Annotated in this window: 17 protein-coding genes and 1 pseudogene; 10 read left to right on the top strand and 8 right to left on the bottom strand. The window is 68.0% G+C overall.

Going from position 1 to position 24,094, the window contains the following annotated elements; all coding sequences use genetic code 11:
- Positions 1-5: 5 nt before the first annotated feature.
- Together AB0D53_RS14620 and AB0D53_RS14615 are read left to right on the top strand one after the other, a co-directional pair.
- Positions 6-6,749 carry a polymorphic toxin-type HINT domain-containing protein gene (locus AB0D53_RS14620; RefSeq protein WP_362445187.1) on the top strand — a complete coding sequence of 2,248 codons (6,744 nt, stop codon included), beginning with the start codon at positions 6-8 and terminating at the stop codon, positions 6,747-6,749.
- A 78-nt stretch (positions 6,750-6,827) separates the two neighbouring features.
- Positions 6,828-7,586, top strand: a complete 759-nt coding sequence (locus tag AB0D53_RS14615) for a hypothetical protein (protein WP_362445184.1) — start codon at positions 6,828-6,830, stop codon at positions 7,584-7,586.
- Positions 7,587-7,728: 142 nt separating this feature from the next.
- On the opposite strand, the gene AB0D53_RS14610 is transcribed toward AB0D53_RS14615, so the two are convergent.
- From AB0D53_RS14610 to AB0D53_RS14585, 6 genes are all read right to left on the bottom strand, one after another.
- Positions 7,729-8,973: a site-specific integrase gene (locus tag AB0D53_RS14610; RefSeq protein WP_362445181.1), complete on the bottom strand. Its 1,245-nt coding sequence runs from the start codon at positions 8,971-8,973 to the stop codon at positions 7,729-7,731.
- Entirely contained in the window at positions 8,973-9,200 is a 228-nt protein-coding gene (locus tag AB0D53_RS14605; RefSeq protein WP_362445177.1) for a helix-turn-helix domain-containing protein, read from the bottom strand. Before AB0D53_RS14605 ends, AB0D53_RS14610 begins: the two co-directional genes overlap by 1 nt.
- A complete protein-coding gene (locus AB0D53_RS14600) occupies positions 9,200-10,645 on the bottom strand; it encodes a replication initiator (RefSeq protein WP_362445174.1) in 1,446 nt (481 codons plus the stop codon). The genes AB0D53_RS14605 and AB0D53_RS14600 overlap by 1 nt, the downstream gene beginning before the upstream one ends.
- A gap of 149 nt (positions 10,646-10,794) precedes the next feature.
- Entirely contained in the window at positions 10,795-11,571 is a 777-nt protein-coding gene (locus AB0D53_RS14595) for a DUF2637 domain-containing protein (RefSeq protein WP_362445171.1), read from the bottom strand.
- A 15-nt stretch (positions 11,572-11,586) separates the two neighbouring features.
- Positions 11,587-13,038: an FtsK/SpoIIIE domain-containing protein gene (locus tag AB0D53_RS14590; RefSeq protein ID WP_362445168.1), complete on the bottom strand. Its 1,452-nt coding sequence runs from the start codon at positions 13,036-13,038 to the stop codon at positions 11,587-11,589.
- Entirely contained in the window at positions 13,035-13,388 is a 354-nt protein-coding gene (locus AB0D53_RS14585; RefSeq protein WP_362445165.1) for a hypothetical protein, read from the bottom strand. The genes AB0D53_RS14590 and AB0D53_RS14585 overlap by 4 nt, the downstream gene beginning before the upstream one ends.
- Before the next feature lie 180 nt (positions 13,389-13,568).
- Between AB0D53_RS14585 and AB0D53_RS14580 the strand changes: the two genes are divergently transcribed.
- The 4 genes from AB0D53_RS14580 to AB0D53_RS14565 all read left to right on the top strand — a co-directional run bounded on the left by AB0D53_RS14580 (position 13,569) and on the right by AB0D53_RS14565 (position 18,046).
- Positions 13,569-14,435 (top strand): winged helix-turn-helix domain-containing protein, encoded by an 867-nt coding sequence (locus AB0D53_RS14580; protein WP_362445162.1) that lies wholly within the window; start codon positions 13,569-13,571, stop codon positions 14,433-14,435.
- A 610-nt stretch (positions 14,436-15,045) separates the two neighbouring features.
- On the top strand, positions 15,046-16,293 hold the full coding sequence (locus AB0D53_RS14575) for a helix-turn-helix domain-containing protein (protein WP_362445159.1): 1,248 nt from the start codon (positions 15,046-15,048) through the stop codon (positions 16,291-16,293).
- A 125-nt stretch (positions 16,294-16,418) separates the two neighbouring features.
- The gene (locus AB0D53_RS14570) at positions 16,419-16,787 is read left to right on the top strand and encodes a hypothetical protein (protein ID WP_362445156.1); all 369 of its coding nucleotides are present in this window, start codon (positions 16,419-16,421) and stop codon (positions 16,785-16,787) included.
- A 620-nt stretch (positions 16,788-17,407) separates the two neighbouring features.
- Entirely contained in the window at positions 17,408-18,046 is a 639-nt protein-coding gene (locus AB0D53_RS14565) for a hypothetical protein (RefSeq protein WP_362445153.1), read from the top strand.
- Between the two features lie 241 nt (positions 18,047-18,287).
- On the opposite strand, the pseudogene AB0D53_RS14560 reads toward AB0D53_RS14565, so the two are convergent.
- Both AB0D53_RS14560 and AB0D53_RS14555 read right to left on the bottom strand, forming a co-directional pair.
- Positions 18,288-18,629 (bottom strand): annotated as a pseudogene (locus tag AB0D53_RS14560) (tyrosine-type recombinase/integrase); the annotation flags it as partial.
- 375 nt (positions 18,630-19,004) lie between these two features.
- The gene (locus AB0D53_RS14555; RefSeq protein WP_362445150.1) at positions 19,005-19,607 is read right to left on the bottom strand and encodes an acyltransferase; all 603 of its coding nucleotides are present in this window, start codon (positions 19,605-19,607) and stop codon (positions 19,005-19,007) included.
- A 416-nt stretch (positions 19,608-20,023) separates the two neighbouring features.
- Between AB0D53_RS14555 and rplU the strand changes: the two genes are divergently transcribed.
- The 4 genes from rplU (at position 20,024) to AB0D53_RS14535 (ending at position 24,028) form a co-directional block, all read left to right on the top strand.
- Positions 20,024-20,344, top strand: coding sequence for a 50S ribosomal protein L21 (gene rplU / locus AB0D53_RS14550; protein ID WP_030921216.1), 321 nt, complete (start codon positions 20,024-20,026; stop codon positions 20,342-20,344).
- A 14-nt stretch (positions 20,345-20,358) separates the two neighbouring features.
- A complete protein-coding gene (gene rpmA / locus AB0D53_RS14545) occupies positions 20,359-20,616 on the top strand; it encodes a 50S ribosomal protein L27 (protein WP_018103204.1) in 258 nt (85 codons plus the stop codon).
- A 179-nt stretch (positions 20,617-20,795) separates the two neighbouring features.
- Complete coding sequence (obgE, locus tag AB0D53_RS14540; protein WP_362445147.1) at positions 20,796-22,232, top strand: GTPase ObgE; 1,437 nt, start codon at positions 20,796-20,798, stop codon at positions 22,230-22,232.
- 296 nt (positions 22,233-22,528) lie between these two features.
- On the top strand, positions 22,529-24,028 hold the full coding sequence (locus AB0D53_RS14535; RefSeq protein WP_362445144.1) for a bifunctional cytidylyltransferase/SDR family oxidoreductase: 1,500 nt from the start codon (positions 22,529-22,531) through the stop codon (positions 24,026-24,028).
- The last annotated feature ends 66 nt before the right edge of the window (positions 24,029-24,094 follow it).

Below are 24,094 nucleotides of genomic sequence, written 5' to 3'. Positions count from 1 at the left end.
CGGCCTTGCCCGAAATCCAGGCCAAGAACGACGATCCGGTCTCTGGCAAGAACGGCAGGGCCCGGAAGTTCACCGGGACCGACCAGGCCGCCCGCGCCGAGGTCACCAAGGCGGCCGTCACCCGCTGGCCCAAGGCCACCTCCGACGAGGTCGCGGTCGGGGCCAAGGGGTCCAGGGGAACGCAGGCCGACGGCCTCCCCCTGAAGGTTGCGGCCACCGGCACCAGCAGCCCGGACCGTGTCCGGCTCGAGGTCCTGGGCCGGAAGAAGGCCGAGGCGGCGGGCGCCGACGGCCCGCTGATGACGGTGTCGCGGGCCGACGGCAAGGCGAAGCGCGGGCCGGTCCAGGTCGCACTCGACTACCGGGACTTCGCGGGTGCCTACGGTGGCGGCTACGGCTCACGACTGCGCCTGGTGACTTATCCGGAGTGTGTGCTCACCACACCGGACCGGCCGGGATGCTCCACGGCGACCCCGCTGCCGACCACCAACGACACCCAGCGCTCCACGCTGACCGCGAAGGTGCCCGCCGCACCGGACTCGACGACGGACATGCCGGACTCGATGGCCCTGGCGGCAACGGCCTCCCCGGCCACCGTCCTGGCCGTCACCGCCGGCTCCGGCGGCGACCAGGGCGACTTCGGAGCCACCTCGCTCAAGCCCTCGTCGCAGTGGAGCGTCTCCAACTCCTCCGGCGTCTTCAACTGGTCCTACCCGATCAGCGCCCCGCCGGTGCCCGGCGGTCTGGCACCGGGGGTCTCTCTGGCCTACAGCTCCCAGGCGGTGGACGGACAGACCGCCGCCACGAATAACCAGGGCTCCTGGGTCGGCGAGGGCTTCGGCTACGAACCCGGCTTCATCGAGCGCCGCTACAAGCCGTGTGCCGACGACGGCCACGACGACACCAACGGCGATCAGTGCTGGGGCTACGACAACGCCACCATCTCCCTGGCCGGCGGCACCTCGGGCGAGCTGATCAAGAACGACGCCACCGGCGAGTGGCATGTCAGCTCCGACGACTTCTCCAAGGTCGAGAAGCTCACCGGGGCCACCAACGGTGCCAATGACGGCGAGCACTGGAAGGTCACCTCGACGGACGGGACCCAGTACTTCTTCGGTCTCAACCGACTGCCCGGCTTCGCGTCCGGCAACGAGACCACCAACTCCGCCTGGACCGTCCCGGTCTACGGCGACGACAGCGGCGAGCCCTGCTACAAGTCCACCCTCGCGGACGCCTACTGCGACCAGGCGTGGCGCTGGAACCTCGACTATGTCGTGGATCCGCACGGCAACACCATGTCGTACTTCTACGGCACGGAGACGAACTACTACACGCAGGGCCTGAAGACCGGCGAGAACGGCAAGCCGTACATCCGGGGCGGCTACCTGAAGCGCATCGACTACGGGCAGCGGGAGAACAAGGCGTACTCCACCAAGCCCGCCGCGCGCGTCGTGTTCGCCACCGAGGAGCGGTGTCTGGGCAAGCTCACGGACTGCTCGGTATCGGCGCTGAAGGACACGACGGCCGCCGACTGGCCGGACGTGCCGTGGGACCGCAACTGCAAGGTCGACACCAAGTGCCCGGGGCAGAACTCGCCCACCTTCTGGACCCGCAAGATGCTCAGCGGGATCACCACGCAGATCCGCAACGGCGACACCACCTACGAGGACGTCGACGTCTGGAAGCTGGGCCACAATTTCACCGACAACGGTGACGGCTCCCGGTCGCTGTGGCTCGACACCATCGACCACACGGGCCGGGTGGGCACCGACAAGTCCGTCCCCACGGTGCGCCTGCACGGCATCCAGCTCGCCAACCGCATCGACGTTCCCGACGACAACATCCAGCCGTTCCACCGCTTCCGCCTCAGCGGGGTGGAGAGCGAGTCGGGCAGCGTCCTGTCGGTCAACTACTCGAAGCCGGAGTGCACCCCCACCACGCTGCCCAAGCCCGGTGGATCGACGGTGCGCTGCTACCCGGTCAAGTGGAACCCGCCGGGTGTGAAGGACCCCGTCACCGACTGGTTCAACAAGTACGTCGTCACCGGCGTCGCTGAGGAGGACCTGGTTGGTGGCGCCCCGGATCTGGAGACCACGTACACGTACCTGGGTGATGCGGGATGGCGCAAGTCCAAGCCCGACGGCCTGTCCAAGACCGAGTACCTGACGTGGAGTGACTGGCGCGGTTACGGCAAGGTCCGGGTCGAGACCTCGGACGGCAGTGTCAAGCCGTCCAACACCAAGACCGAGCACGTCTTCTTCCGAGGTCTGGACGGGGACACCGACCCTGACGGCGGCACCCGCTCGGTCAAGGTGACCGCCTCCAGCGGGACCGTGTACGACGACTCCGACTGGAAGTCCGGCACGGAGCTGGAGACCACGACCTACGATGGTGCCAAGGTCGTCTCCAAGTCGATCAACGTCCCCTGGACCCAGGTCACCGGAACCCGGGTCAAGGACTGGGGCACCTCCACCTCGCGCTTCGTCAGGGCCGGCCGCACCGACACCTACGAGGCGCTGGACGCGGGAGGCTGGCGGCAGACCGCCTCCACCACGTCGTACGACGACAAGGGCCGTGCCGTCCAGGTCGCGGACGTCGGAGACGTGAAGGTCGCCGACAACCAGTGCACCCGCACCGAGTACGCCGACAATCCCGCCAAGCACCTGTACAGCTATGTGTCGCGGGTCGAGACCGTCGCGGTGGACTGCGGCGTGACACCGGATCGCTCCAAGCACGTCATTTCCGACGACCTGACCTTCTACGACAGTACGACCACGCTCGGTGCCGCACCGACCAAGGGCGAGCCGACCCTGATGAAGCGGCTGGCCTCGCACGACGGCAAGACCGCGACGTACCAGGAGGTCTCCACCTCCACGTTCGACAGCTACGGGCGCCCGCTGACCGTGACCGACGCGGCGAAGACGCCGACCACGGCCACCTACAAGGAGAACGCGTACGGGCTGGCCGTGTCCAAGACCGAGACGAACGTCTTCGGCTGGGCCTCGACCACCGAGTACGCACCCCAGTGGGGCACGGTCTCGGCGCAGACCGACATGAACGGCAAGCGCACGGACCTGGCGTACGACGGGCTCGGCCGCCTCGTCTCGGTCTGGATGCCCGACCGGGCGAAGGCGGACCACACACCGTCCATCACCTACGAATACGGCATCCGGACCACCGACGCGAACTACCTGCACACTCAGAAGATCAAGAAGGACGGGGCGTCCTACAGCCACGAGTACACCCTTTACGACGGTCTGCTGAGACCACGGCAGATCCAGTCCGAGGCCCAGGGCGGCGGACGTCTCCTCGCGGACACGCACTACGACGGATCCGGCCGTGTGGTGAAGACCAACAACACCTACTACACCAACGGCGCTCCGTCGTCGGAGCTGTTCATCCCGGTCAACAAGGAAATCGACGCGCAGACGGTGACCGAGTTCGACGGAGCCGGGCGCACCACGGCGACGATCCTGAACGTTGCGGGCGTGGAGAAGAACCGCACCACCTTCACCTACGGTGGCGACCGGGTCCACGTGGACCCGCCGAACGGTCAGACCCCGACCACGACGATCACGGACGCCCAGGACCGCACGGTCGAACTGCGCCAGTACAAGGGCGACAAGCCCCTTCCGACGGGTACCGCGGCCGACTACGTCGCCACCAAGTACGCGTACACGCCGTCCGGCCAGCTGGCCAAGGTGACCGACGACAAGCAGAACACCTGGACGTACACGTACGACCAGCGGGGCCGCAAGCACAGCGCGACCGACCCCGACACCGGAGCCAGCACGTTCGAGTACGACGACCTGGACCGGCTGCTGTCGACCACGGACTCACGGAACAACACCGTCACGTCGGTCTACGACAAGATCGGCCGCGTCACCGAGACCTGGCAGGGGCCGGCGGCCACCGGCACCAAGCTGTCCGTCTCGCGGTACGACACGGTGGCCAAGGGCGAGCTGTACAGCACGTCCACCTACAAGGACGGCGCGCTGCTGTCGACGGTGACCAACACGGCACTCTCCGACGACCTCGAACCGACCACGACCAAGTACTACCTGTCGAAGACGGCCGAGCCCGAACTGGGCGGCACGTACCAGGTCGACACCCAGTACAACGCGGACGGCACGGTCAGAACGCAGTCGGTCCCGGCCGGGGGCGGCCTGGCCGCGGAGACCCTCTCGTACATGTACGACGACCTGCAGCGCCCGGTCGCTCTCGACACCTCGCTCGGCGAATCGAGCTACGTGTCCAAGGTCGCGTACTCGCCGACGAACGAGCTGACGAACCTGGAGCTGAGCACGGGCGACGCCGGGGACAAGAAGACGCTCCTGTCCTACGCCTATGAGCAAGGCACCTCACGGCTCGTCAACGCCCGGGTCTCCGTCGAGGGCACTCCCACGTCCTACGACGCCCGGTACACCTACGACGCGGGCGGCAACGTCCAGTCCATCGTGGATGCCCCGGCCAATGGTGCCGCCGACGCCCAGTGCTTCCGGTACGACGGCCTGCGCCAGATGACCGAGGCGTGGACGTCGAAGGTGACCCCGGACGGAGCCGCAGGCACCGGTCCGACAGACGCCGCCTGCGCCCCCGCCGCCTCCGCGGCGACGGTCGGCGGTACGGCCCCGTACTGGTCCTCCTACGAGTTCGACACACTCGGCAACCGGAAGGCGGAGACCACCCACGGCATCAACGGCTCCGCCACCTCCACCAAGACGTACACCTACGGGGAGAACGGCGAGGGCCCGCACCAGCTCACCACCGAGGCGGTGGACACCACCGCCACCTCGTCCACTCCCGCCGTCAAGTCGGCCAACACCTACACCTACGACAACACGGGCAATACCGAGAACCGTGTGCTCAACGGTGACACCCAGAAGCTCGACTGGGACAAGCAGGGGAAGCTCTCCAAGGTCACCAACGCTGACGCCACCACCACGGACTACGTCTACGACGCGTCCGGCGGCCGTCTGCTGAGGAAGACCGCGGACGAGTCCACGTTCTACCTGCCGGGCATGGAACTGCACCTCAAGAAGTCCACCGGTGCGGTGACGGCCACCCGCTACTACGGCCTGGCCGGCCAGACCGTCGCGGTCCGGGACAACAACGGCGTGACGTTCCTGGCCTCCGACCACCACGGCACCGCGCAGTTCGCCGTGGACGCGGCCACCGGCACCATCCAGCGGCGCCGGATGGACCCCTTCGGCGCCGAGCGCGAGCGCACGTCGTCGGACTGGGTGGACGACAAGGGATTCGTCGGCGGCACGGTGCAGGAGTCCACCGGACTCACCACGCTCGGAGCACGTGAGTACGACTCCGGGACCGGCCGGTTCATATCCGCCGACCCGATCATCGACTACACCGACCCACAGCAGATCAACGGTTACGCATACGGCCTGAACAACCCGGTCACCTTCTCCGACCCGGACGGTCTCAAGCCCGACGACTGCACCATGGTCGGGATCACCTGCGCCCCGACCGGCAACGGCGGTTGGAAGGTCGAGGCCACACAGCAGTACTACAGCTACTACCAGGTCCGGGCTCCGAAGGAGACGCCAGCACAGCACAAGGCCCGCAAGGCGCAGAACGACGCCGACGTGGCCAAGCAGCGTGCGATCGCCGCGGCCAAGGAACTCGCCAAGATCGCCGCCGATGAACTTGGCATCACCGACGCCCTCGACTGCTTCACCACGGGGGCCCTGGGCGCCTGCGGTGCCACCATCGTCAATGTCGTCACCAGCGCGGCCGGCGGCATCGTCGGCAAGATGCTCAGCAAGTACGGAATTCCCTGGAAATGGAAGAAGGGCTTCGCCCTTCTCGAACGCGTGGGGAGTCTGGCGGACAAGCTGATCAGCGGAGTCAAGAACTGGTACAGCAAGTCGAAGCTGGCTCGGGAACTGGGCTCCTGTCCCATCGGCAATAGTTTCGCGCCAGGCACCCTGGTGCTGATGGCTGACGGCTCATCGAAACCGATCGAGAAGGTCAAGATCGGTGACGAAGTCGTCGCCACGGATCCCGATACTGGTGAGAGCAGATCCCAAAGGGTCACGGCCGAGATCAAGGGCCAGGGCCTGAAGAACCTCGTCAAGGTCACCATCGACATCGATGGTCCTGAGGGCGACAAGACCGCCTCGGTCACCGCCACGGACGGCCACCCGTTCTGGGTGCCGGAACTGGACGCCTGGCTCAAGGCCACCGATCTGGAGCCGGGAGAGCAGCTCCGCACGGATTCGGGTGCGCAGGTAGCAGTCGAAGCGGTCAAGCGCTGGACGGTCCTGGATACGACCGTCTACAACCTCACCGTCGACGAGACCCACACGTACTATGTGCTGGCAGGCGCCACGCCGGTCCTGGTTCACAACTGCAACGTTTCGCTGAGTCAGAAGGAGGCGAATACGCTGCGCGTCGGTCCTCATGCCGATGAGTCGGTGCCTGCGACCGGGCCGGTGGTTACCTCGGAGCAGAGTGCGGCCATGCAGGGAAGGCCATGCCACTCTTGCGGTGGGAGCAGTCCGACGATGACGGGTGACCACCAGCCGTCTACTGGAATTGGACCGACTAGCCTTCCGCGCAGCCTGTTTCCTCACTGTGAAACGTGCAGTGATACTCAGGCGGTTGCTGTATCGAAAGCCCAGCAGATGCTGCGCAATCACGGCTATCACGATCCCACGTTTGCGGGGCTGCCAGGGATTCCGAGTGCAGCTGAGAAGCTAGCGGAGCTACTGCCAGGCCATACGCGGTAGTAGGGTCAGGGTGCGCCCGGTTGGCGATGGAGCTGACCGGGCGCGCCATCAAGCTCAGATTGGGTAGTTGGCGGAGAAATGCTCATTGGTAGTGTCGAGCTTTACTTGAACCATCGCGTTATCCGTATTGGATCGACGGCCCCGCCGGAGGAGGTTCTGGCGCTGGCCGGTGCGCCACTGGTGGCGTCTAGGAGTCACGTCCAGATCGCCGCACGTGCGCAGGTGGGGCTGGTCCGGGTCAGGCTGTGGAACAGGGCTGGCCCGGCCGGGGGCAGCGTCCTGTTCGACGGGGACCTGGTGCTCGACGACGGAGCCATCGGAGTCGGCGACATTCTCGGCGTGTCACGTTTCGTGCAGAACGTTGGGGACCCTGGCGTGCATCACATCCGAGTCGCTGTCGATGATCCTGGGGCTGCCTCCCGTGTCGACGTAGTTATCGATTCCGGACGTGACGGGCAAGCGCTGACAAGCGCGGATGGTTACCCGCTGCCCCAGTTTGTAGTAGCCGAGAATTTCAATCTCGGTAAATCTGATGAACTCGGACTGGTTCTTTCGGTACATGATATGCCGCAAAATCGCCTTGCCGCCGCGTTCAAGTTGATCAAGCTGGCCTCGGAGTCAGATCCTTTGGATCGCGTAGAAATTCTCAGGGAATTTCGAATGCGCATGGTCTGCGAGTGGCTTAGGTGGCTCGCCCCCGCGGCCTCTGCAGATGCAGTGTCTACGATGGCCGGTTACATGTCCGAACGTCTGCATGGAATGGCGATGGTAGGTCTCGACCAGGCATCTGTAGAGCTCGCCGCGGATGTACTCGCCCGGCTGTCCGGTGACCGCTAGTAGATGTTGCGCTGCTAAGAATCGTGACCAATAGCAAATTTTAGCCCCGCCGAGGTGTGTTCGGCGGGGCTAATCTTCCGCCTGACGGCAGTAGCTGACGGCAACGGCGGCGGACACAGTGGTGTCCGCCGCCGTCTGGCTGTCAGGGGCGGTCGAGCGCGTGGCCGAGCAAGTCGATGGCGTCGCGCTGAAGGCGGATGCGTACGTGGGCGTAGACGGTGGCGGTGACGCCGATGTGGGCGTGGCCGAGGAGTTCCTTGATCACGACGAGTTCGACGCCCTGCTCCAGGAGCAGGGTGGCGGTGGAGTGGCGGAGGTCGTGGAAACGGATGCGGCGGAGGCCGGCCGTGCGGAGGAGCATGGTGAAGGTGCGGGTGAGGTTGGTCGGGTCGATCGGTCTGCCTTGCGCAGTGGTGAACACGTGCCCCTCGTGCTGCCACGCAGTGCCCGCGGCCTCGTGCTCGCACTTCTGCTGCTCGTAGTGGAGCTTCAACGACTGGACGCAGCGGGTGGGAAGGGCGATGCGGCGCTCGGAGGCGCGCGTTTTGGTGGGCAGCGTGGTGAGCCCGCCTGCGCTGGTGCGTTGCAGGGTTCGGCGGATTGCGGCGGTGCTCGCGTCGAGGTCGAGGTCTTCCCAGCGCAGGCCGAGGAGTTCGCCCTTGCGGAGTCCGGTGTGGAGGGCGAGTTCGAACAGCGCGTGCAACCGGTGTCCGCGCGTGGCCGCGAGGAACTGGCGGGCCTCGTCGGCGGTGAGGGGTTCGAAGCGGCGGGGCCGTGGGGTGCCGGTGCGGACGTTGCGGGCGACGTTGCGCGGGAGCTCCTCTTCGCGGACGGCGTGTTCCAGGGCGGACTTGAGCACGGAGTGGATGTAGGTGATCGTCAGCGGGGAGAGCAGCTTGTGGCAGCACTGGCCGGCGGCGCAGCAACGGGGCTGGTCGCGCCGGGCGTCGATGCCTCGCGTGCAGCACTGGCAGGTGGTGCGGAGCTGGTTGAGCCAGGTGCGGACGTCCTTGGCGGTGAGCTTGGCGAGCTTCTTCTTGCCGAGGCCGGGAATGAGGTAGCGGTTGACGCAGGCGGTGTAGCGGGTGTGCGTGGTCTCGCGCAGGTGGTGGACGGCGACGTTCTCCAGCCAGTACGTCAGGTACGCGGCCACGCTGCCCTGCGCGGAGGGGATGGGCAGGCCGCGGTTGCTTGCGGCGATCTTCTCGGTGAGCTTGGCCAGGGCGTCTTTGCGGGTGGCGCCGTAGACGCGGACGCGCCTGCGGGTGTTGCCGGGGGCGAGGACGTATCCGGCGGCTTCCCAGCGGCCGTCGTTGCGCTGGTAGACGGTGCCGTCACCGTTGGCGCGCACGCGGCGGGAGGTGGGGGTGTCGCGGGGCGTGGTCATCAGGCGGCGGCTTCCTGTTCGAGGCGGGTGCGGATGAAGTCGGTCAGGGCATGGGTGGGTATGCGGCGGGCGCGGCCGAGGGTGATCGAGGCGAGCTGGCGGGTGCGGAGGAGGTCGTAGACGGTGGAGCGGCTGAGCTGGAGGCGGGCCATTACTTGGGGAACCGTCAGCAGCTCCTCGGACGTGCTCGGTCCCTCCTCGGGTGCGGCGGGTGCCTGCCTGGTCATCAGCAGCCCCCTTCCACGATGAACTGCCGTGCGAGTTCTCTGCGGTGCCAGACGGCGGCGGCGAGGAGTGCGGCGCCGGGGCTGTAGCCGGTGCCGTGGTAGGCCCAGTGGCCGATGACGAGGATGGTTTCCGGGTCGGGCTCGGGCAGGCCGGCGTGGGCGCGGGCCTGTTCGGTGCGCCAGGCGCGGCGGGCGTCGCGGAGCGCGCCGAGGGTGACGGAACAGCGGTGGGATTTGGTGGAGAAGTGGCCCCGGAAGCCGAGCATGTGTGCCCACTTCCAGAGCTTGAGGACGGCGAACTCGGGCAGCTTGCCCAGCTCCCAGCAGGTGCGGATCATCTGCCGCACGTGCCGGACGACCGCGAGGCGCGGCAACGGGCGGGCCTGTCCGGTCCCGTCGCACGTGGTGCAAGGGAGCGGGGTTCCGTGAGGCAGGAGGGTGGCACCGCGTCCCTGGCAGGGGCGGCAGTACAGGGCGCGGTCGAGGGTGCCCGAGGCGTCGGCGGATTTGGTGGCGTACTTGGCCACGTAGGCGGCGACGGCCTGGTCGGTGAGTTCGGCGTCCGTACCGAAGGCGGCGATCTCGCGCACGTCGAGCTGTTCGCCCCAGGCGAGTTCGCGTTCCCCGATCGCGTCCGACTCGACCGTGACGCGTACTCGTGCGGCGGCGGCCCGGATGGCGTCGGTGAGCACGGCGGCAGTGGCGTACGGCGGCGGTGGCTGAATGGTGCCGTCCTGGGAGTCGAGCCGGATGACGGCGTGGAAGTGGACCAGGCCGCGCTTCTGGTACTCAGCGACCTTGGCGAAGGAGACCCGCAGCACGGCGCGGGCTGCCTTCTGGGTGAGGCCGAGCCGGGCGGCGAGCTCGCGGCGCAGGTAGATCGTGAAGCGGGCCCACAGAGCGGAGGCGTGGGCATTGAACAGGACCGCGCCCGCGTAGTCGTAGGTCTTCGGGTTCAGGGGTGTGCCCAGCAGTGCGTCAGTGGGTTCGTGGAGCTTGCCGCAGCGGCAGGGTCGGGGCCCGCCGTCTGTGTTGGTGAGGCGGTTGTGGACGGGGCCGAAGGACGGGGCGGTGAGGGTGGCGAAGACGCGGGGATGGGTGCGGACCGTGTCGGGCACGGTCTTGCCCCCGGTCAGGCCAGCACGGATGAGGTGGTAGGTGTCGGCTGCGTAGAGGCGGGAGCAGGCCGGGCAGCGGGAGGCACGTCGGTTGCCGCATGCGGTGAGCAGGCTGCCCGTGGGTTCGTCGGAAGTGGTGTAGGAGCGCAGTACCTCACCGGTCGTGGTGTCGAGGGTGGTGGTGTGGCCGGTCAGGCGTACGGGTTCGGTGCAGCCGCCGAGGCGTTCGATCTGCTGCTGTGCACGTTCGAAGTTGGGCAGATTGACCAGGTGGAGCAGGTCCCGCACGGCGGGGCTTGCCACGTTGCGCAGGTCCAGGGCGACCATGTCGGGGCGTGTTCCTTCTGTCGGGGTGGGTGGCCCCGAGCAGCAACCGGCCAGCGAGGGGGCGTGTTGGTGCTGCTCGGGGCATGACGAACCGGGCCCATCGGTGGGCGTGGGGTTCAGGTGGGGTGATTCGGCCGGCGGCCGGGGGCTCAGAGCTGAGCGAGCACGCCGGTGGCCACCGGCAGGGCTACGCCCATGCGCGTTGCCAGCTGGGCGGAGGTGATCGGCGCTCCGTGTTCCGCGTCGTGGGTGTCCGCGATGCGCCGGGCTGCGTCGAGCAGTGCGGCGGGCAGGGGCGGACGGGAGCCGGTTACGGCCGTCTTGGCGGCAGAGGCCGGGGTGGGCGCGGGTGTCGCAATCACGGAGGACACGACGGCCGGGGCCGAAGTGAGCGTGGCGACGGGGAGCGGCCCAGAGGCTGGCGTGGTGGTCTCGGGAGCGGGTGCCACGTCGGGCTCCGGCTCAGTGACGTGGGCAGGTGCGGGGATGGACGTCGTGGTGGCCTCCAGGTGCGGGGTGGGGTGGGTTGCGGTGTGGAACTGGGCCAGGAAGGCCGGGCCGACACGGCCCCAGCCCAGGAGGAGGAGTGGGGCGACGGTGTCCAGGCAGGCGCGGCCGTAGTGGCCGGTGAGCAGAGGTTCGGCGGTGTTGAGGGCGAGGGTGAGTACACCGCACAGGTGGAGCAGGCGGGTGCCGGCCTTCAACTCGTGTGCGGGGATGCCGCGCAGGGCCAGGAACCGCAGTGCGACCAGGAGTCCGACGACGGACAGGTCCACCATGGGTGCGATCAGCGGGGCGATGGGGCGGGGTACGCCGAGCCGTAGTGCGAGTGCCCAGACGTTGCCGAAGGAGAAGACGAAGGCCAGGGCCGCGATGATGGCCATGACTGCGGTCACGGTGTGGCGGGTGAATCGTTCCTCCGCCATCTGCGGGGCCTCCTCTCAGGCTTGGGATTTCAGGGGTGCTCCGGGCTTGGACGGAGGGAGGGGGCCGTTCGGCTCGTCGTCGCCGGAGGCGGCCCAGCCGATCGCGTCGAGGAGCGCGTCCAGGCACAGGGCGGGGTCTGCGGTCAGGTGGGAGGTGGTTTCCGCGACGCGGGCGGCGTCGGCGTCGGAGACGTACGGGGTGCGGATGCGGGTGTAGCCGGGGCGGCCCTGCATCGCCATGACGGCGACGCCGACGTAGGTGGGGTCCTGCAAGGTGACCGGGCTGGCGTCGGGCCAGTTGCGGATGTCGTCACCGAGCGCGGCCACCGCGGCTTCCACCGTCTTCTGCGCGAAGGACAGCCCGACCGGGCACACGTCGCGGATGAACGTCGGAAGGGCGTCGCCGGTGGTCTTCTGGCTGATCAGGATCACCAGCATGCCGACACTGCGGCCCTTCTTGACCAGGTCCTCCACCAGCCGGGCGTTCTCTGCCGTCAGCGCGGCCAGCCGCTTGGTCTCGGCGTCGCTGCCCTTGTACTCGCGGAAGAAGGTGTGCGCCTCATCGATGATCAGGACCGTCAGCGGCCACTGCGGCGAGGGGCCGACGTGCCACATGTTCTTCACGCCCAGCACGTCACGGATGGTCGAGGAACGGCGCTTGCGCAGCTCCACGAGCCGCTTGAAGAGCGCGTTGGCTTCGTCAAGGTCGTCACCGCAGAACGCGAACATCCGCTGGCCGAGGTCGGCGTAGTCGCCTTCCGAGGCACGTGACACCTTCCCGTCCGCAGCCGCGATCTGCACGGAAGGGGACGGCGCGAAGTCGCAGACGAACTTGTTGACCCCTGAGGTCTTGCCCGACCCCGGGGTGCCGGCCACGGTCACCCCGGGAACGTTGGCCAGAGACACGCACACCGGTGCGGCGTACTCATCCACGCCAAGCTCCCAGCGCGCCACATCCTCCGGCGGCCGACCGGTGGGCCGGTGTTCGGTGGGCGTGGTCAGCGGATCGGAGCGCACGCCCCGGATCACGACCCGGCCGGGCCCGTCCGGCAGCACGGAGACCCGCGTGCACCGCCAGGCGTCCGCGAGAAACCGCGCCGCCTTCTGGTACTCCTCCAGGCCGACCTGCGGCAGGGTCTTGGCCCGTACGATCACGCCGAACGGGTCGGGTTTGACCTTGATCCGGGGCGTCAGCACCCGGGGTGCGGGGGTGGGGCCGTCCTTGGATGCGGTGATCTGTGCCAGCAGGCCCGGCGTCTTGTCGGTGACCGTCAAGCCCGCCATCCGTGCGAGGCGCACCCAGCCCCAGCGGACCCGTACGGCCTGCCGCATGCTGACCCGCGTGCCCTTGTCAGCCAGTACGTAGCGCACCACCGTCCACAGCAGCCACACACCGGCCAGCACGGCCACGACCATCAGCACCTGCGACGCGTGGCCGGTCAGGTTCCCCGTGTCGAGTCCGATCACTGAGCCACCTCCGTCACGACCAGCTCCAGACGGGCGGCGCGGTACGCGACACCGTCGGAGAGCTGGCCGTTGAAGATCCGCGCCCACGGGGTGGCAAACAGGTCCACCGGCCGGACCACCGCACCCGGCTTGAGCCCGGCCGCCAGGCCCGACTGCGGGACCGTGATCTTCATGATCTCGGCGCGGCCGTCCTCCATGAGCATCACGGTCACCGTGTAGAGCGACTCGCCGGTCTCCCGGTCGGTGGCGACCTCGCCGGTCTGCTGGTCCTTGATCTTCAGCACCGGCTCGGTGCCCGCGATGCAGGCCGACGACTGCTGCATGGCGACACGGATACGAGGCATAGGCATGCCATCACTCCTCAGGTTCGGGATGGAGCCGCTTGATCGACTCGCCATGAGCATAAGGAGATGATCGTAGAACTTGCAAGCTCGATTAGGTTGTGACTTCGATGAGGTGGGTGGACGATCAGGCGGGAAGCCCAGGGATGTGCCTGTAGCGCCCTACCGGGCAGGCGATACCGTGGGACCATGACCCTGCCCTTGGACGAGGACTCCCGACCGCCGTATCTCCAGGCCGCTGGTGCCCTGCGGGACGCGATCCTGACCGGCGAGTTCACATCGGGCGAGCGCCTGCCCTCGGCCAACGTCCTCGGCGAGCGGTTCGGCGTCTCCAGCTCCACCGTCCAGAACGCCCTGCGGGTCCTCAAGCAGGAAGGGCTGGTCTACTCCCAACTCGGCCGGGGCAGCTTCGTCAGCTCGACGGTCAGCGAGACCGACGCCCCGGACGCCCCAGCGGACGAAGACCACGAGGAACCAGGCCCCGATTGGCCGGTCGATCTCATCCGCAACAATGACGGCCGCCCGCCCTACGTCCAGGTGGCCGACTACCTTCGCCGCGACATCGCGGAAGGTACCTACCCTCCTGGCTCCCAGCTCCCGCCCGCCCGTGAGATCCAAGAGCGCTTCCAAGTCGCCAACTCCACCGCGCAGAACGCCTACCGGAGCCTCAAGCAAGAAGGGCTCGTGTACTCGGTCAAGGGCCGCGGTGTCTTCGTACGCCAAGCCCCGGAGCCGGGTAAGCGCCACGGGCCGATCACGAACTACCTGCTACGGGACGAGATCGCCCGCGAGGCCCGCGCAGCCGCAGCCGACTTCGCCGACCTCACCGATGACGAGCTGCTGGCACGGGAAGCGGAACTCGACCAACGATGGGTCACGATCCGTGAGGAACACCAGCGGATCTTCAACGAGCGCCGGAAGATCAAACGCGAGACGAGCCGGCGCGGCCTGTATCTGCCACCACTCCACGACGACGCTGACCCGGACGAATCACCACGCGAGAAGCTGGAAGCCGCACTGGCCGAATCAAAGAAGCGCCACCAGCAGCGCCCCTGACGGTCAGCCTGGCGCCTTGGTCGGGCGACAGGGACACACACAGCGCGAGGCAAGCTGTTCAGAGTTTCTTTACTTGATCAAGGCGGCCCGCTGACGCGGCCCGCGCGCGCTCCGGCCCTGCGGGGCCGCCGCCCGCTCCTGTCTCCGCCCCGCTTGCCGGCGGCCCCGCCGGTCCGGGCGCGCAACAGCCAGCAGCGAGGATTGTTCTGGGGCTCTGCCCCAGGCCCCGGCCCTCTCTCCGAGGGGGAGGAGGCCGAGTGCGTGCGCGGCTCCGTCGTGGTGATGGGTGGTCGGGTCGCGGGAGGGTTCCCTCGTCGCTCGGTCACCGGAGGCGTACCAGGAACCCCCGGGGGCCGCCAAGGCCAAGCGCAAGCGTCACCCAGTGAGCCTTGGCGGCCCCCGGAGAACCCTGGTGCGGCGAAGCTGCCCGACCGACGAGGGACCCCTCCCGCTCAGGCCCCGGTGTTGCCAGGGCGCTGGCCCTTCACCGTCCGGCCACCTGACCAGCAACGAGCGCAGAGGTGGGGCACTGCTTCGGATGGGTATCTGCCGGATAGCCCTCGGTTGGCTCGCCGGACCGGCGTACCGTGGCGCTGGAGGTGGTGAGCGGATGACTACGGAACTGGCTGACAACGTCCGCAAGTACCGGCGTCGGGCCGGGTTGAGCCAGGAGGAACTGGCCCACGCCGCAGGCGTGTCACCGGGCACGGTGCGCAAGGTGGAACAGGGTGGAATGGTCCGCATGGAGACGCTCCACTCGCTGGCCCGTGCGCTGGGCGTGACCACGGCGACGTTACTGGCTCCTGACGCCCCCGAACCCGTGGGCCCTGGGGAGGACCCGAACCGCGTCAACCTGATCCAGCTTCGCGCCGCGCTCACGCCACCGGTGGGACTCACCGACCTGGACGGCGAGGCCGCCGAGGAGGAGCCGAACCTGCGTCGGTTCCGCAGGACGGTCCAGGACGGCGCGGTGCTATATCACTCCGACAGCTACAAGAGCGTCGCGTCCCAACTGCCGGGGCTGCTGCGGGACGCCAACAGTGCGGTCGCCTACTACGACGGCGGCGAGGAGCACCAGCAGGCGGTCTTGGCCAGGGCCGAGGCGTTGCAGTTGGCCGGCCGGTACCTCACGCAGGTACGGCAGTACGACCTCGCCTACACCGCCTTGGCCGGCGCGATCACGGACGCACGCCGCGCAGACGACAAGCTCACCGGGGCATCCGGCGTGATCGGGATGTGCTGGCTGCTGCTGCGGCAGGGACGGCTGGACGAGGCGGAGCAGCTCGCCTCCCAGACGGCCGACGTGATCGAGCCGCGCTTGTCGCGGGCGACGCCGGACGAATGCGCGGCATGGGGCTGGCTGGCACTTCGGGCAGCGGCTGCCGCGGGCCGCAACAACCGTCCCGACGAGGCCCGGCACTACCACCGCGTCGCGAGCACCGCGGCGTCCGCCGTGGGCCGGGAGCACACTGGCTCGTTCTTCCGGCACTGGACCACCTTCGGCCCGCTGACGGTCGGCATGAAGGGTGTGGAGGACGCGATGGTCGTCGGGGACGCGCGCGCCGTCGTCCGTAAGGCCGGCGAGGACGCCATGTCACCGAAGGCGTGGAAGAGCGCCGGGCGGCCAAGTGATGAGAACTGGAACCGCCACCGGCTGGACGTCGCACGCGCCCACGCCCGGACCAACGATCTCTCCGTGGCGATGGACGAGCTGACGGGCATCCGTCGCGCGTCCCCGGAGTGGCTGAGGCATCAGCGGATGGCGGCCGAGACCATGCAGGAGATCCTTAAGAAGCGTAAGCGCACCCTCACGGCCGAGATGCGCGACATGGCCGCCTACCTGACCGTCGTCGGATAGCTGCCACGCAACGCGATACTTCGCGCACCCTCAGTCGCCAACTGGCATGTTCCATGGATGGAGTGACAGACCGCCGGCCCCTACCGTCGCCGTGTTCCCAATCGGCAACCCAGGCGGGGTGCACAGTGAGCACATCCAAGAGCGACGCGGACCGCATGCGTCGCAGGGATCTGTACGACGCGGCAGCCGGGGTGACGGGACCCCGCTTGCTGCCCTGGACCACCCCGGACGGGAACCCCTGCTACCTCAGCACGAACGGCAGGGGCTACCTCTCCTCGCTCGCCGACAGCATCGAAGAAGTCCAACTCGACATGGGCGAAGAACTGCTGGGGTACGCCCGAAGGGCCGTGGCCCCAGGAGCCCGGGAGCTGTCTGCCGTCGAGTACCGCTGGCTCGCCCGCCGGCTGACCGAAGCACTTGCGGACGCGCTCCGGGTCGCGGAATCGCGCGGGGAGCGCATTCCGGACCCGCCTGAGGCGACCGAAGGCAGCTGACGTGGAGAGCCCCGAGACATGCGGGGCGGCGTACGGCTCCTGACGGCAGTAGCGACGGCAACAACCACGGATTTCCACGCACTACGACGGACGTCAGCGGAACACCAGAGCGCCGTTCACCTGCATATACGCAGTTGAGGACGTGTCAGCCAGCACACGTACTATGTGCTGGCAGGCGCGACGCCGGTCCTCGTTCACAATTGCGGCGGCGGCGCTCTCGACCTTGACAACCTGCAGGACCGAGCCGACACCCTGCACGCTCTTATCCCGGCGGGGAGGGCGAACGACAGGGCGACCACTGGAGTCATGCACGCCGTGGGCGGCGGACCGGAGTCTCTCGACGTCGTGGCCGTTGGAGCCCGGAAGAACATCTCCCAGATTCAACGTGCCCAGCTCCTCCCACACGAGCTCGGCATATCTCGCACTGGCGTGGACGCATTGGGTAACTTCCCGCATGCAGAGGTCAAGCTCTGGGAGACAGCAGTCCATCTTGACCTGACGCCGACTGGCCTGGCAGTCAATAGACCGTTCTGCCCAGCGTGCCAGGGTTTCTTGCAGAGCAAGGGTGCGACTCTGGTCAGCGACACACAGGCGATTTGGACTCCGTGAGGTGAACTGAGATGGGATTTCTCGAAGATGTCGAAGTCGTTCGTGTGGAGTGCGCACGGCTGACCCCGCGCCAACGGCTTGCCGTCACGGCTCTTTGCGCGACGAAGGTGCGATCAGTGTCCATGGCGTTCCTTCACGATTCAGGAAAGGTGGACTCCTTTTACCGGATCAACAGCGGACTGGATGCGGTGTGGCTTGACCTTCGCGGTATCCAGCAGGTCTCTGCGTCGAATCTCATGCAGGTCCGAGAAGAAGCAGAGCGCTGGATCACTCGCCTTGAGGGGGTCGGTGGAGAGGCGGCTGGCTTCGCCGCCGACGCAATCTCCGTGTCGGTGTCCGTGATGGAAAGCTTCCTTGAGGAAGATCCAGAGGCCGCTGCGAACTCGGCGATCTCGATCGCGGAAATCCGATCGGAGATCGCCGAGTTCTTGGCGGAGCGCCAGGGTGCCGAAGGGGAGTATTTCCTAAAGGGCGATGCGGCCGGAGAAGTGTCCCTGTCCGAAACCAAGGACGATGTGGACTTCTTCGCCGACTTTCCGGCTGACGAATTTCCAGCGACACGGTTTATGCGTCGGGCCGGGGCCACAAATCTGGCTCTTGCCGAGCAGATGAAGTCGGTGCTGGAGGTGGGTCGGTTGCGCCTGCCCTGAGGGGCCGTACCGGGCTGACCCTTGGCTTCCACTTGCGGTGATCGGTGCCGGTGCGGCAACTACTGCGGAGGTCCACCGCTCTCGCGTTGGCTCAAGGGCGAGGTGTAACTCGCTTCCCGAGGTAATGCCTGCTGGCTGGGTAGCAGCATCAAATTTGAAGCCCCCGTCAGGTGTGTCCTGACGGGGCTTCTGTATGGCGTGACGGCAGTAGTTGACGGCAACGTCAGCGGACGAGGGCGGCTCAGGGTGGCGGTGCCTCGCCGTCGGCGTTGACCGCGTCGATGGTCGCCGGGCTGCCGAGCGCGGTGCCAAGGGTGTCGATGGCGTCGCGCTGGAGGCGGAGTCGGACGTGGGCGTAGACGGTGGCGGTGACGCCGAGGTGGGCGTGGCCGAGGAGTTCCTTGATCACGACGAGTTCGACGCCCTGTTCCAGGAACAGGATGGCGGTGGAGTGCCGGAGGTGGTGGAAGCGGGTACGGCGGAGTCCGGCCCGTTCGAGGAGTCGGCCGAAGCGGCGGGTCATGTTGGCGGGGTCGAGTGGTCTGCCGGTCGGGGTGGTGAAGCTGAGACCGTTGTCCTTCCAGTCCACGTTGGTGGCGTTGCGCTTCTCGGACGGTGGACGGCGACGCTGCCCAGCCAGTATGTGAGGTAGAGGCCGACCGTGCTGTCGGCGGGAGTCCGCGGTTGCAGTCGCTGATCTTCTCGGCGAGTTTGGTCGCGCTCGCCGAATAGCCGGCCACCAGCACGGCGTATCGCCGAGACGGGATGCGTTCGAACCTTTTCTGCGTCTTGGGTGATCCGTGCCAGTGGGTCACCTGAAGCGCGGAAAGGGCCCGGACGCGCCCGGACAGCCGAAGGCGCGGAACGCTCCCACGGCAGCCACGCCGCTACCGCCGGTCACCGCCGCCTCGGCGTCGCCAAAGCCGACGCCTCACCGCGCCGGGCCCGCTTCGCAGGGCTAGGAGGTGTGCTCCGTCAGCACCCCGGCCTTCTCCTCGTACAGCGCACCGGTCTGCGGGCACTCCCAGATGCCCTGCTCGCCATCGCGCGCTACGAGCTTCACGCCTGCGCGGCCCACCCAGCCGATCTGTCGGGCAGGGACGCCGACCACCAGGGCGAAGTCAGGGACATCGCGGGTGACCACTGCGCCGGCCGCGATCATGGCCCAGCGGCCGATGTGGACCGGGGCGACGCATACCGAGCGGGCGCCGACCGAGGCGCCCTCGGCGACCTTGACGCCGACAGCCTCCCAGTCGCCGCCGCGCTTCTGCTTGCCGTCGGGGTCGACGGAGCGCGGGTTGTGGTCGTTGGTGAAGACCGCTGCAGGGCCGACGAAGACGCCGTCGGCGAGTTCGGCCGGCTCGTACACGAGGGCATAGTTCTGCAGCTTGACGTTGTTGCCGATCTGGACGCCGGTACCGACGTAGGCGCCGCGGCCGACCACGCAGCCCTCCCCGAGTCGGGCTCCTTCGCGGATCTGGGCGAGCTCCCAGACGCTGCTCCCGGCCCCGATTTCGGCGCTGGCGTCGACCTGGGCGGTGGGCTGGACCCTGTAATTCACTGAACGTCTGCCTCTCCGGGTGCGTCGTCGACCGGTGAGCCTACGTCGTTCCCGGACCTACTGATCAAGGGGTGGCCGCGCCGAGGGGCGAGAAGGCGCGCCATGGTCTGCAGGGGCGCAGGAATCCCCAGGGGTGCGGGAATCCATATCCAGCACCCCAGTCAGTCGGTAGACCTTCTGCGCTGGTGGAAGCGCGACGGCCCGGCAGGGCCCCGGAGGTCCGGTTTGACCGCCCGGGAGCAGCCCCGTAACCTTGTCCATCGGCGTGTTTTCCATGCGCGCCTTCCCCTGAGCACATTCCTCCCGGCGGATCCGTCCGTCAGGAGAGGCCGCTCATCCTTCCGGATCGTCGTGGGCCCCGGCCTGCGCGGGTGGCTGGCATCAGGGGCTCCGTTCCGAGCGAGAGAGAGATCCGCGTGTACGCCATCGTGCGCAGCGGTGGCCGCCAGCACAAGGTTGCTGTCGGTGACATCGTTGAGGTTGACAAGATTTCCACTGCCCAGGTTGGCGACACGGTCGAGCTCTCGACCCTGCTCGTGGTCGACGGCGACGCCGTGACCAGCGACCCGTGGGTGCTGGCCGGGATCAAGGTCCAGGCCGAGGTCGTGGACCACCACAAGGGCGCGAAGATCGACATCCTTCGCTACAAGAACAAGACCGGCTACCGCCGTCGCCAGGGTCACCGCCAGCAGTACACGGCGATCAAGGTCACCGGTATCCCCGCGGCTGCGAAGTAAGGGACTGAGGAGACATGGCACACAAGAAGGGCGCATCGTCCACCCGGAACGGGCGCGATTCCAATGCTCAGCGGCTCGGCGTGAAGCGCTTCGGCGGTCAGGCCGTCAACGCCGGTGAGATCCTGGTCCGCCAGCGCGGCACGCACTTCCACCCGGGCACGGGCGTCGGCCGTGGCGGCGACGACACGCTGTTCGCTCTCGCCGCCGGTGCGGTCGAGTTCGGCACGCACCGTGGCCGCAAGGTCGTGAACATCGTTCCGATCGCCGGCTGATTTTCGGCGCTCGTCGAGCGGTTTCTGCGGAGGCGGACCTCACTTCCCGTACGGGAAGCGGGTCCGCCTTTCGCGTGTTTCTCCCAATGAGGGACGGCTGTCTCCCAGCAGTACGGCACGAGCCGGCGGGGCAGCGCGAGTGAGATATTTCTGCACGTATGTAACTGGAGGTTTCAACCATGACCACCTTCGTGGACCGCGTCGAGCTGCACGTCGCCGCGGGTAACGGGGGCCACGGCTGTGCCTCCGTACACCGTGAGAAGTTCAAGCCGCTCGGCGGCCCGGACGGCGGCAACGGTGGCCGCGGCGGCGATGTGACCCTGGTCGTCGACCAGGCGATCACCACGCTCCTCGACTACCACCACCACCCCCACCGCAAGGCCACCAACGGTCAGCCCGGCGCGGGCGACAACCGTTCCGGCAAGGAGGGCCAGGACCTGGTCCTGCCGGTGCCGGACGGCACGGTCGTGCTCGACCGGAACGGCAATGTGCTCGCCGACCTGATCGGCCAGGGCACCACGTTCGTCGCCGGACAGGGCGGCCGCGGCGGCCTCGGCAACGCCGCGCTGGCCTCCGCCCGGCGCAAGGCCCCCGGCTTCGCACTGCTCGGCGAGCCCGGCGAGGCCCGGGACATCGTCCTGGAGCTCAAGACCGTCGCCGACGTCGCGCTGGTCGGCTACCCGAGCGCCGGCAAGTCCTCGCTGATCTCCGTCCTCTCGGCGGCCAAGCCGAAGATCGCCGACTACCCCTTCACGACCCTCGTCCCGAACCTCGGCGTGGTCACCGCGGGCAGCACCGTCTACACCGTCGCCGACGTCCCGGGCCTGATCCCGGGCGCCAGCCAGGGCCGCGGCCTCGGCCTGGAGTTCCTGCGGCACGTGGAACGCTGCTCGGTGCTGGTGCACGTACTGGACACCGCGACGCTGGAGTCGGACCGCGACCCGGTCTCCGACCTCGACGTGATCGAGGAGGAGCTGAAGCAGTACGGCGGGCTTGAGGACCGGCCCCGCATCGTCGTCCTCAACAAGGTCGACATCCCGGACGGCCAGGACCTCGCCGACATGATCCGCCCGGACCTGGAGGAGCGCGGCTACCGCGTCTTCGAGGTGTCGGCCGTCGCCCACACCGGTCTCAAGGAGCTCTCCTTCGCGCTCGCGGGCATCATCGCCGAGGCCCGTGCGGCCAAGCCGGTGGAGGTGGCGACCCGGATCGTCATCCGCCCGAAGGCCGTCGACGACGCGGGCTTCACCGTCACGCTGGAGGAGGACGGCATCTACCGGGTGCGCGGCGAGAAGCCGGAGCGCTGGGTCCGCCAGACCGACTTCAACAACGACGAGGCCGTCGGTTACCTGGCCGACCGGCTGAACCGTCTCGGCGTCGAGGACGCACTGGTGAAGGCCGGCGCCCGGGCGGGCGACGGCGTCGCCATCGGCGCCGAGGACAACGCGGTCGTCTTCGACTGGGAGCCGACGCTGGCGGCGGGCGCGGAGATGCTCGGCCGTCGTGGCGAGGACCACCGGCTCGAAGCACCGCGCCCCGCGGCGCAGCGCCGGCGCGAGCGCGAGACGGAACGCGACGAGGCACAGCGCGAGTTCGACGAGTTCAACCCGTTCTAGGGCGATCCGACCCCGGCCGTCCGTGCGGACCTGTTCCGCAGGTCCGCACGGACGGCCGGGGCGCGTTCTCCTTGTCACACGACCGAGGGAATCGATCCCGCGCAAGAGTGATTCATGCCGCTCGCCCCTGTGGCATCGGTCACCCGGCCAGGAAGCGCCAGTTCCGGTATTCGCCCTGATCGCAAGGCAACAAAAGGTTTCGATACGGCATGCGGTGGCCGACGTCCACCTTGCGAGACGGTAACGGAGAGTGCAACCATCGCGGTATCTCCCAGCCCTCGCAAGGTAGGTCGTCTGTGTCTGCTCAGCACATAGTCAAAGCCCGAACCACAGCAGTCGTGCTCGCCGGCGGTACCGGCCAGCGCGTGGGTCTGTCCATTCCCAAGCAGCTGCTGAAGATCGCAGGCAAGGCTGTCATCGAGCACACACTGTCGATCTTCCAGCAGGCCGACTCCATCGACGACATCATCGTGCTGATGGCCCCGGGCTACGTGCCCGACGTAGAGAAGATCGTCGCCAAGGCCGGGCTCACCAAGGTCACCAAGGTGATCGAGGGCGGTTCCACGCGCAACGAGACCACCGAGCGCGCCATCGCGGCCCTCGGCGAGGGCCTGGCCGAGGGCGAGGACCGCAATGTCCTCTTCCACGACGCCGTGCGCCCGCTGCTCTCGCAGCGCGTGATCAAGGACTGCGTCGACGCCCTCGGCCGGTACGAGGCCGTCGACGTCGCCATCCCGTCCGCGGACACGATCATCGTGACCCGCACCCACGGCGGCGACGGCGAGTTCATCACCGATGTGCCCGACCGCTCCCGGCTGCGCCGGGGCCAGACGCCGCAGGCCTTCAAGCTCTCCACGATCCGCCGGGCCTACGAGGTCGCTGCGGGCGACCCGAACTTCCAGGCGACCGACGACTGCTCGGTCGTGCTCAAGTACCTCCCCGACGTACCGATCTACGTCGTGGCGGGCGACGAGTACAACATGAAGGTCACCCAGCCGGTCGACGTCTTCATCGCGGACAAGCTCTTCCAACTGGCCTCCACAGCCGCTCCGCAGCCGGCCGACGACGCCGCCTACCGTGAGCTGCTCACCGGCAAGACCCTCGTCGTCTTCGGCGGCTCGTACGGCATCGGCGCGGACATCGCGACGCTCGCCGAGTCCTACGGCGCCACCGTCTACGCCCTGGGCCGCTCCACCACCGGTACGCACGTGGAGAACCCCGAGCACATCGACGAGGCGCTCTCCAAGGCGTACGCCGACACCGGCCGCGTCGACTACGTGATCAACACCGCGGGCGTGCTCCGCATCGGCAAGCTCGCCGAGACGGACAGCGCGGTCATCCAGGAAGCGCTGAACGTCAACTACCTGGCACCCGTGCAGATCGCCCGCGCCTCGTACAAGTACCTCGCCGAGACCAAGGGCCAGCTGCTGCTCTACACCTCCAGCAGCTACACCCGGGGCCGCGCGGAGTACAGCCTCTACTCGTCGACCAAGGCCGCCATGGTGAACCTCACCCAGGCGCTCTCGGACGAGTGGGCGGCCGACGGTGTGCGGGTGAACTGCGTGAACCCGGAGCGCACCGCCACCCCGATGCGTACCAAGGCGTTCGGTGACGAGCCCGCGGGCACGCTGCTCTCCTCGGAGGCGGTTGCCCGGACCTCGCTCGACGTGCTGCTCTCCGAGCTGACCGGCCACGTCATCGACGTACGCCAGCAGGACCCGACCCGGGGTGCTTCCGAGGCGTCCGGTTTCGAGCAGGCGCTTGCCGCTGTCCTGGATCGACAGGCCGATGTGTAATACTGCTTGACAATCGACAATTCGGACCCCTGCCGTCGCCGAGCGCGAACCGCAGGGGTCCGAATT

This window comes from Streptomyces sp. NPDC048295 (genome assembly GCF_040652135.1).
GTDB lineage: Bacteria > Actinomycetota > Actinomycetes > Streptomycetales > Streptomycetaceae > Streptomyces.
This window is presented reverse-complemented; position numbering and strand designations above follow the sequence as displayed.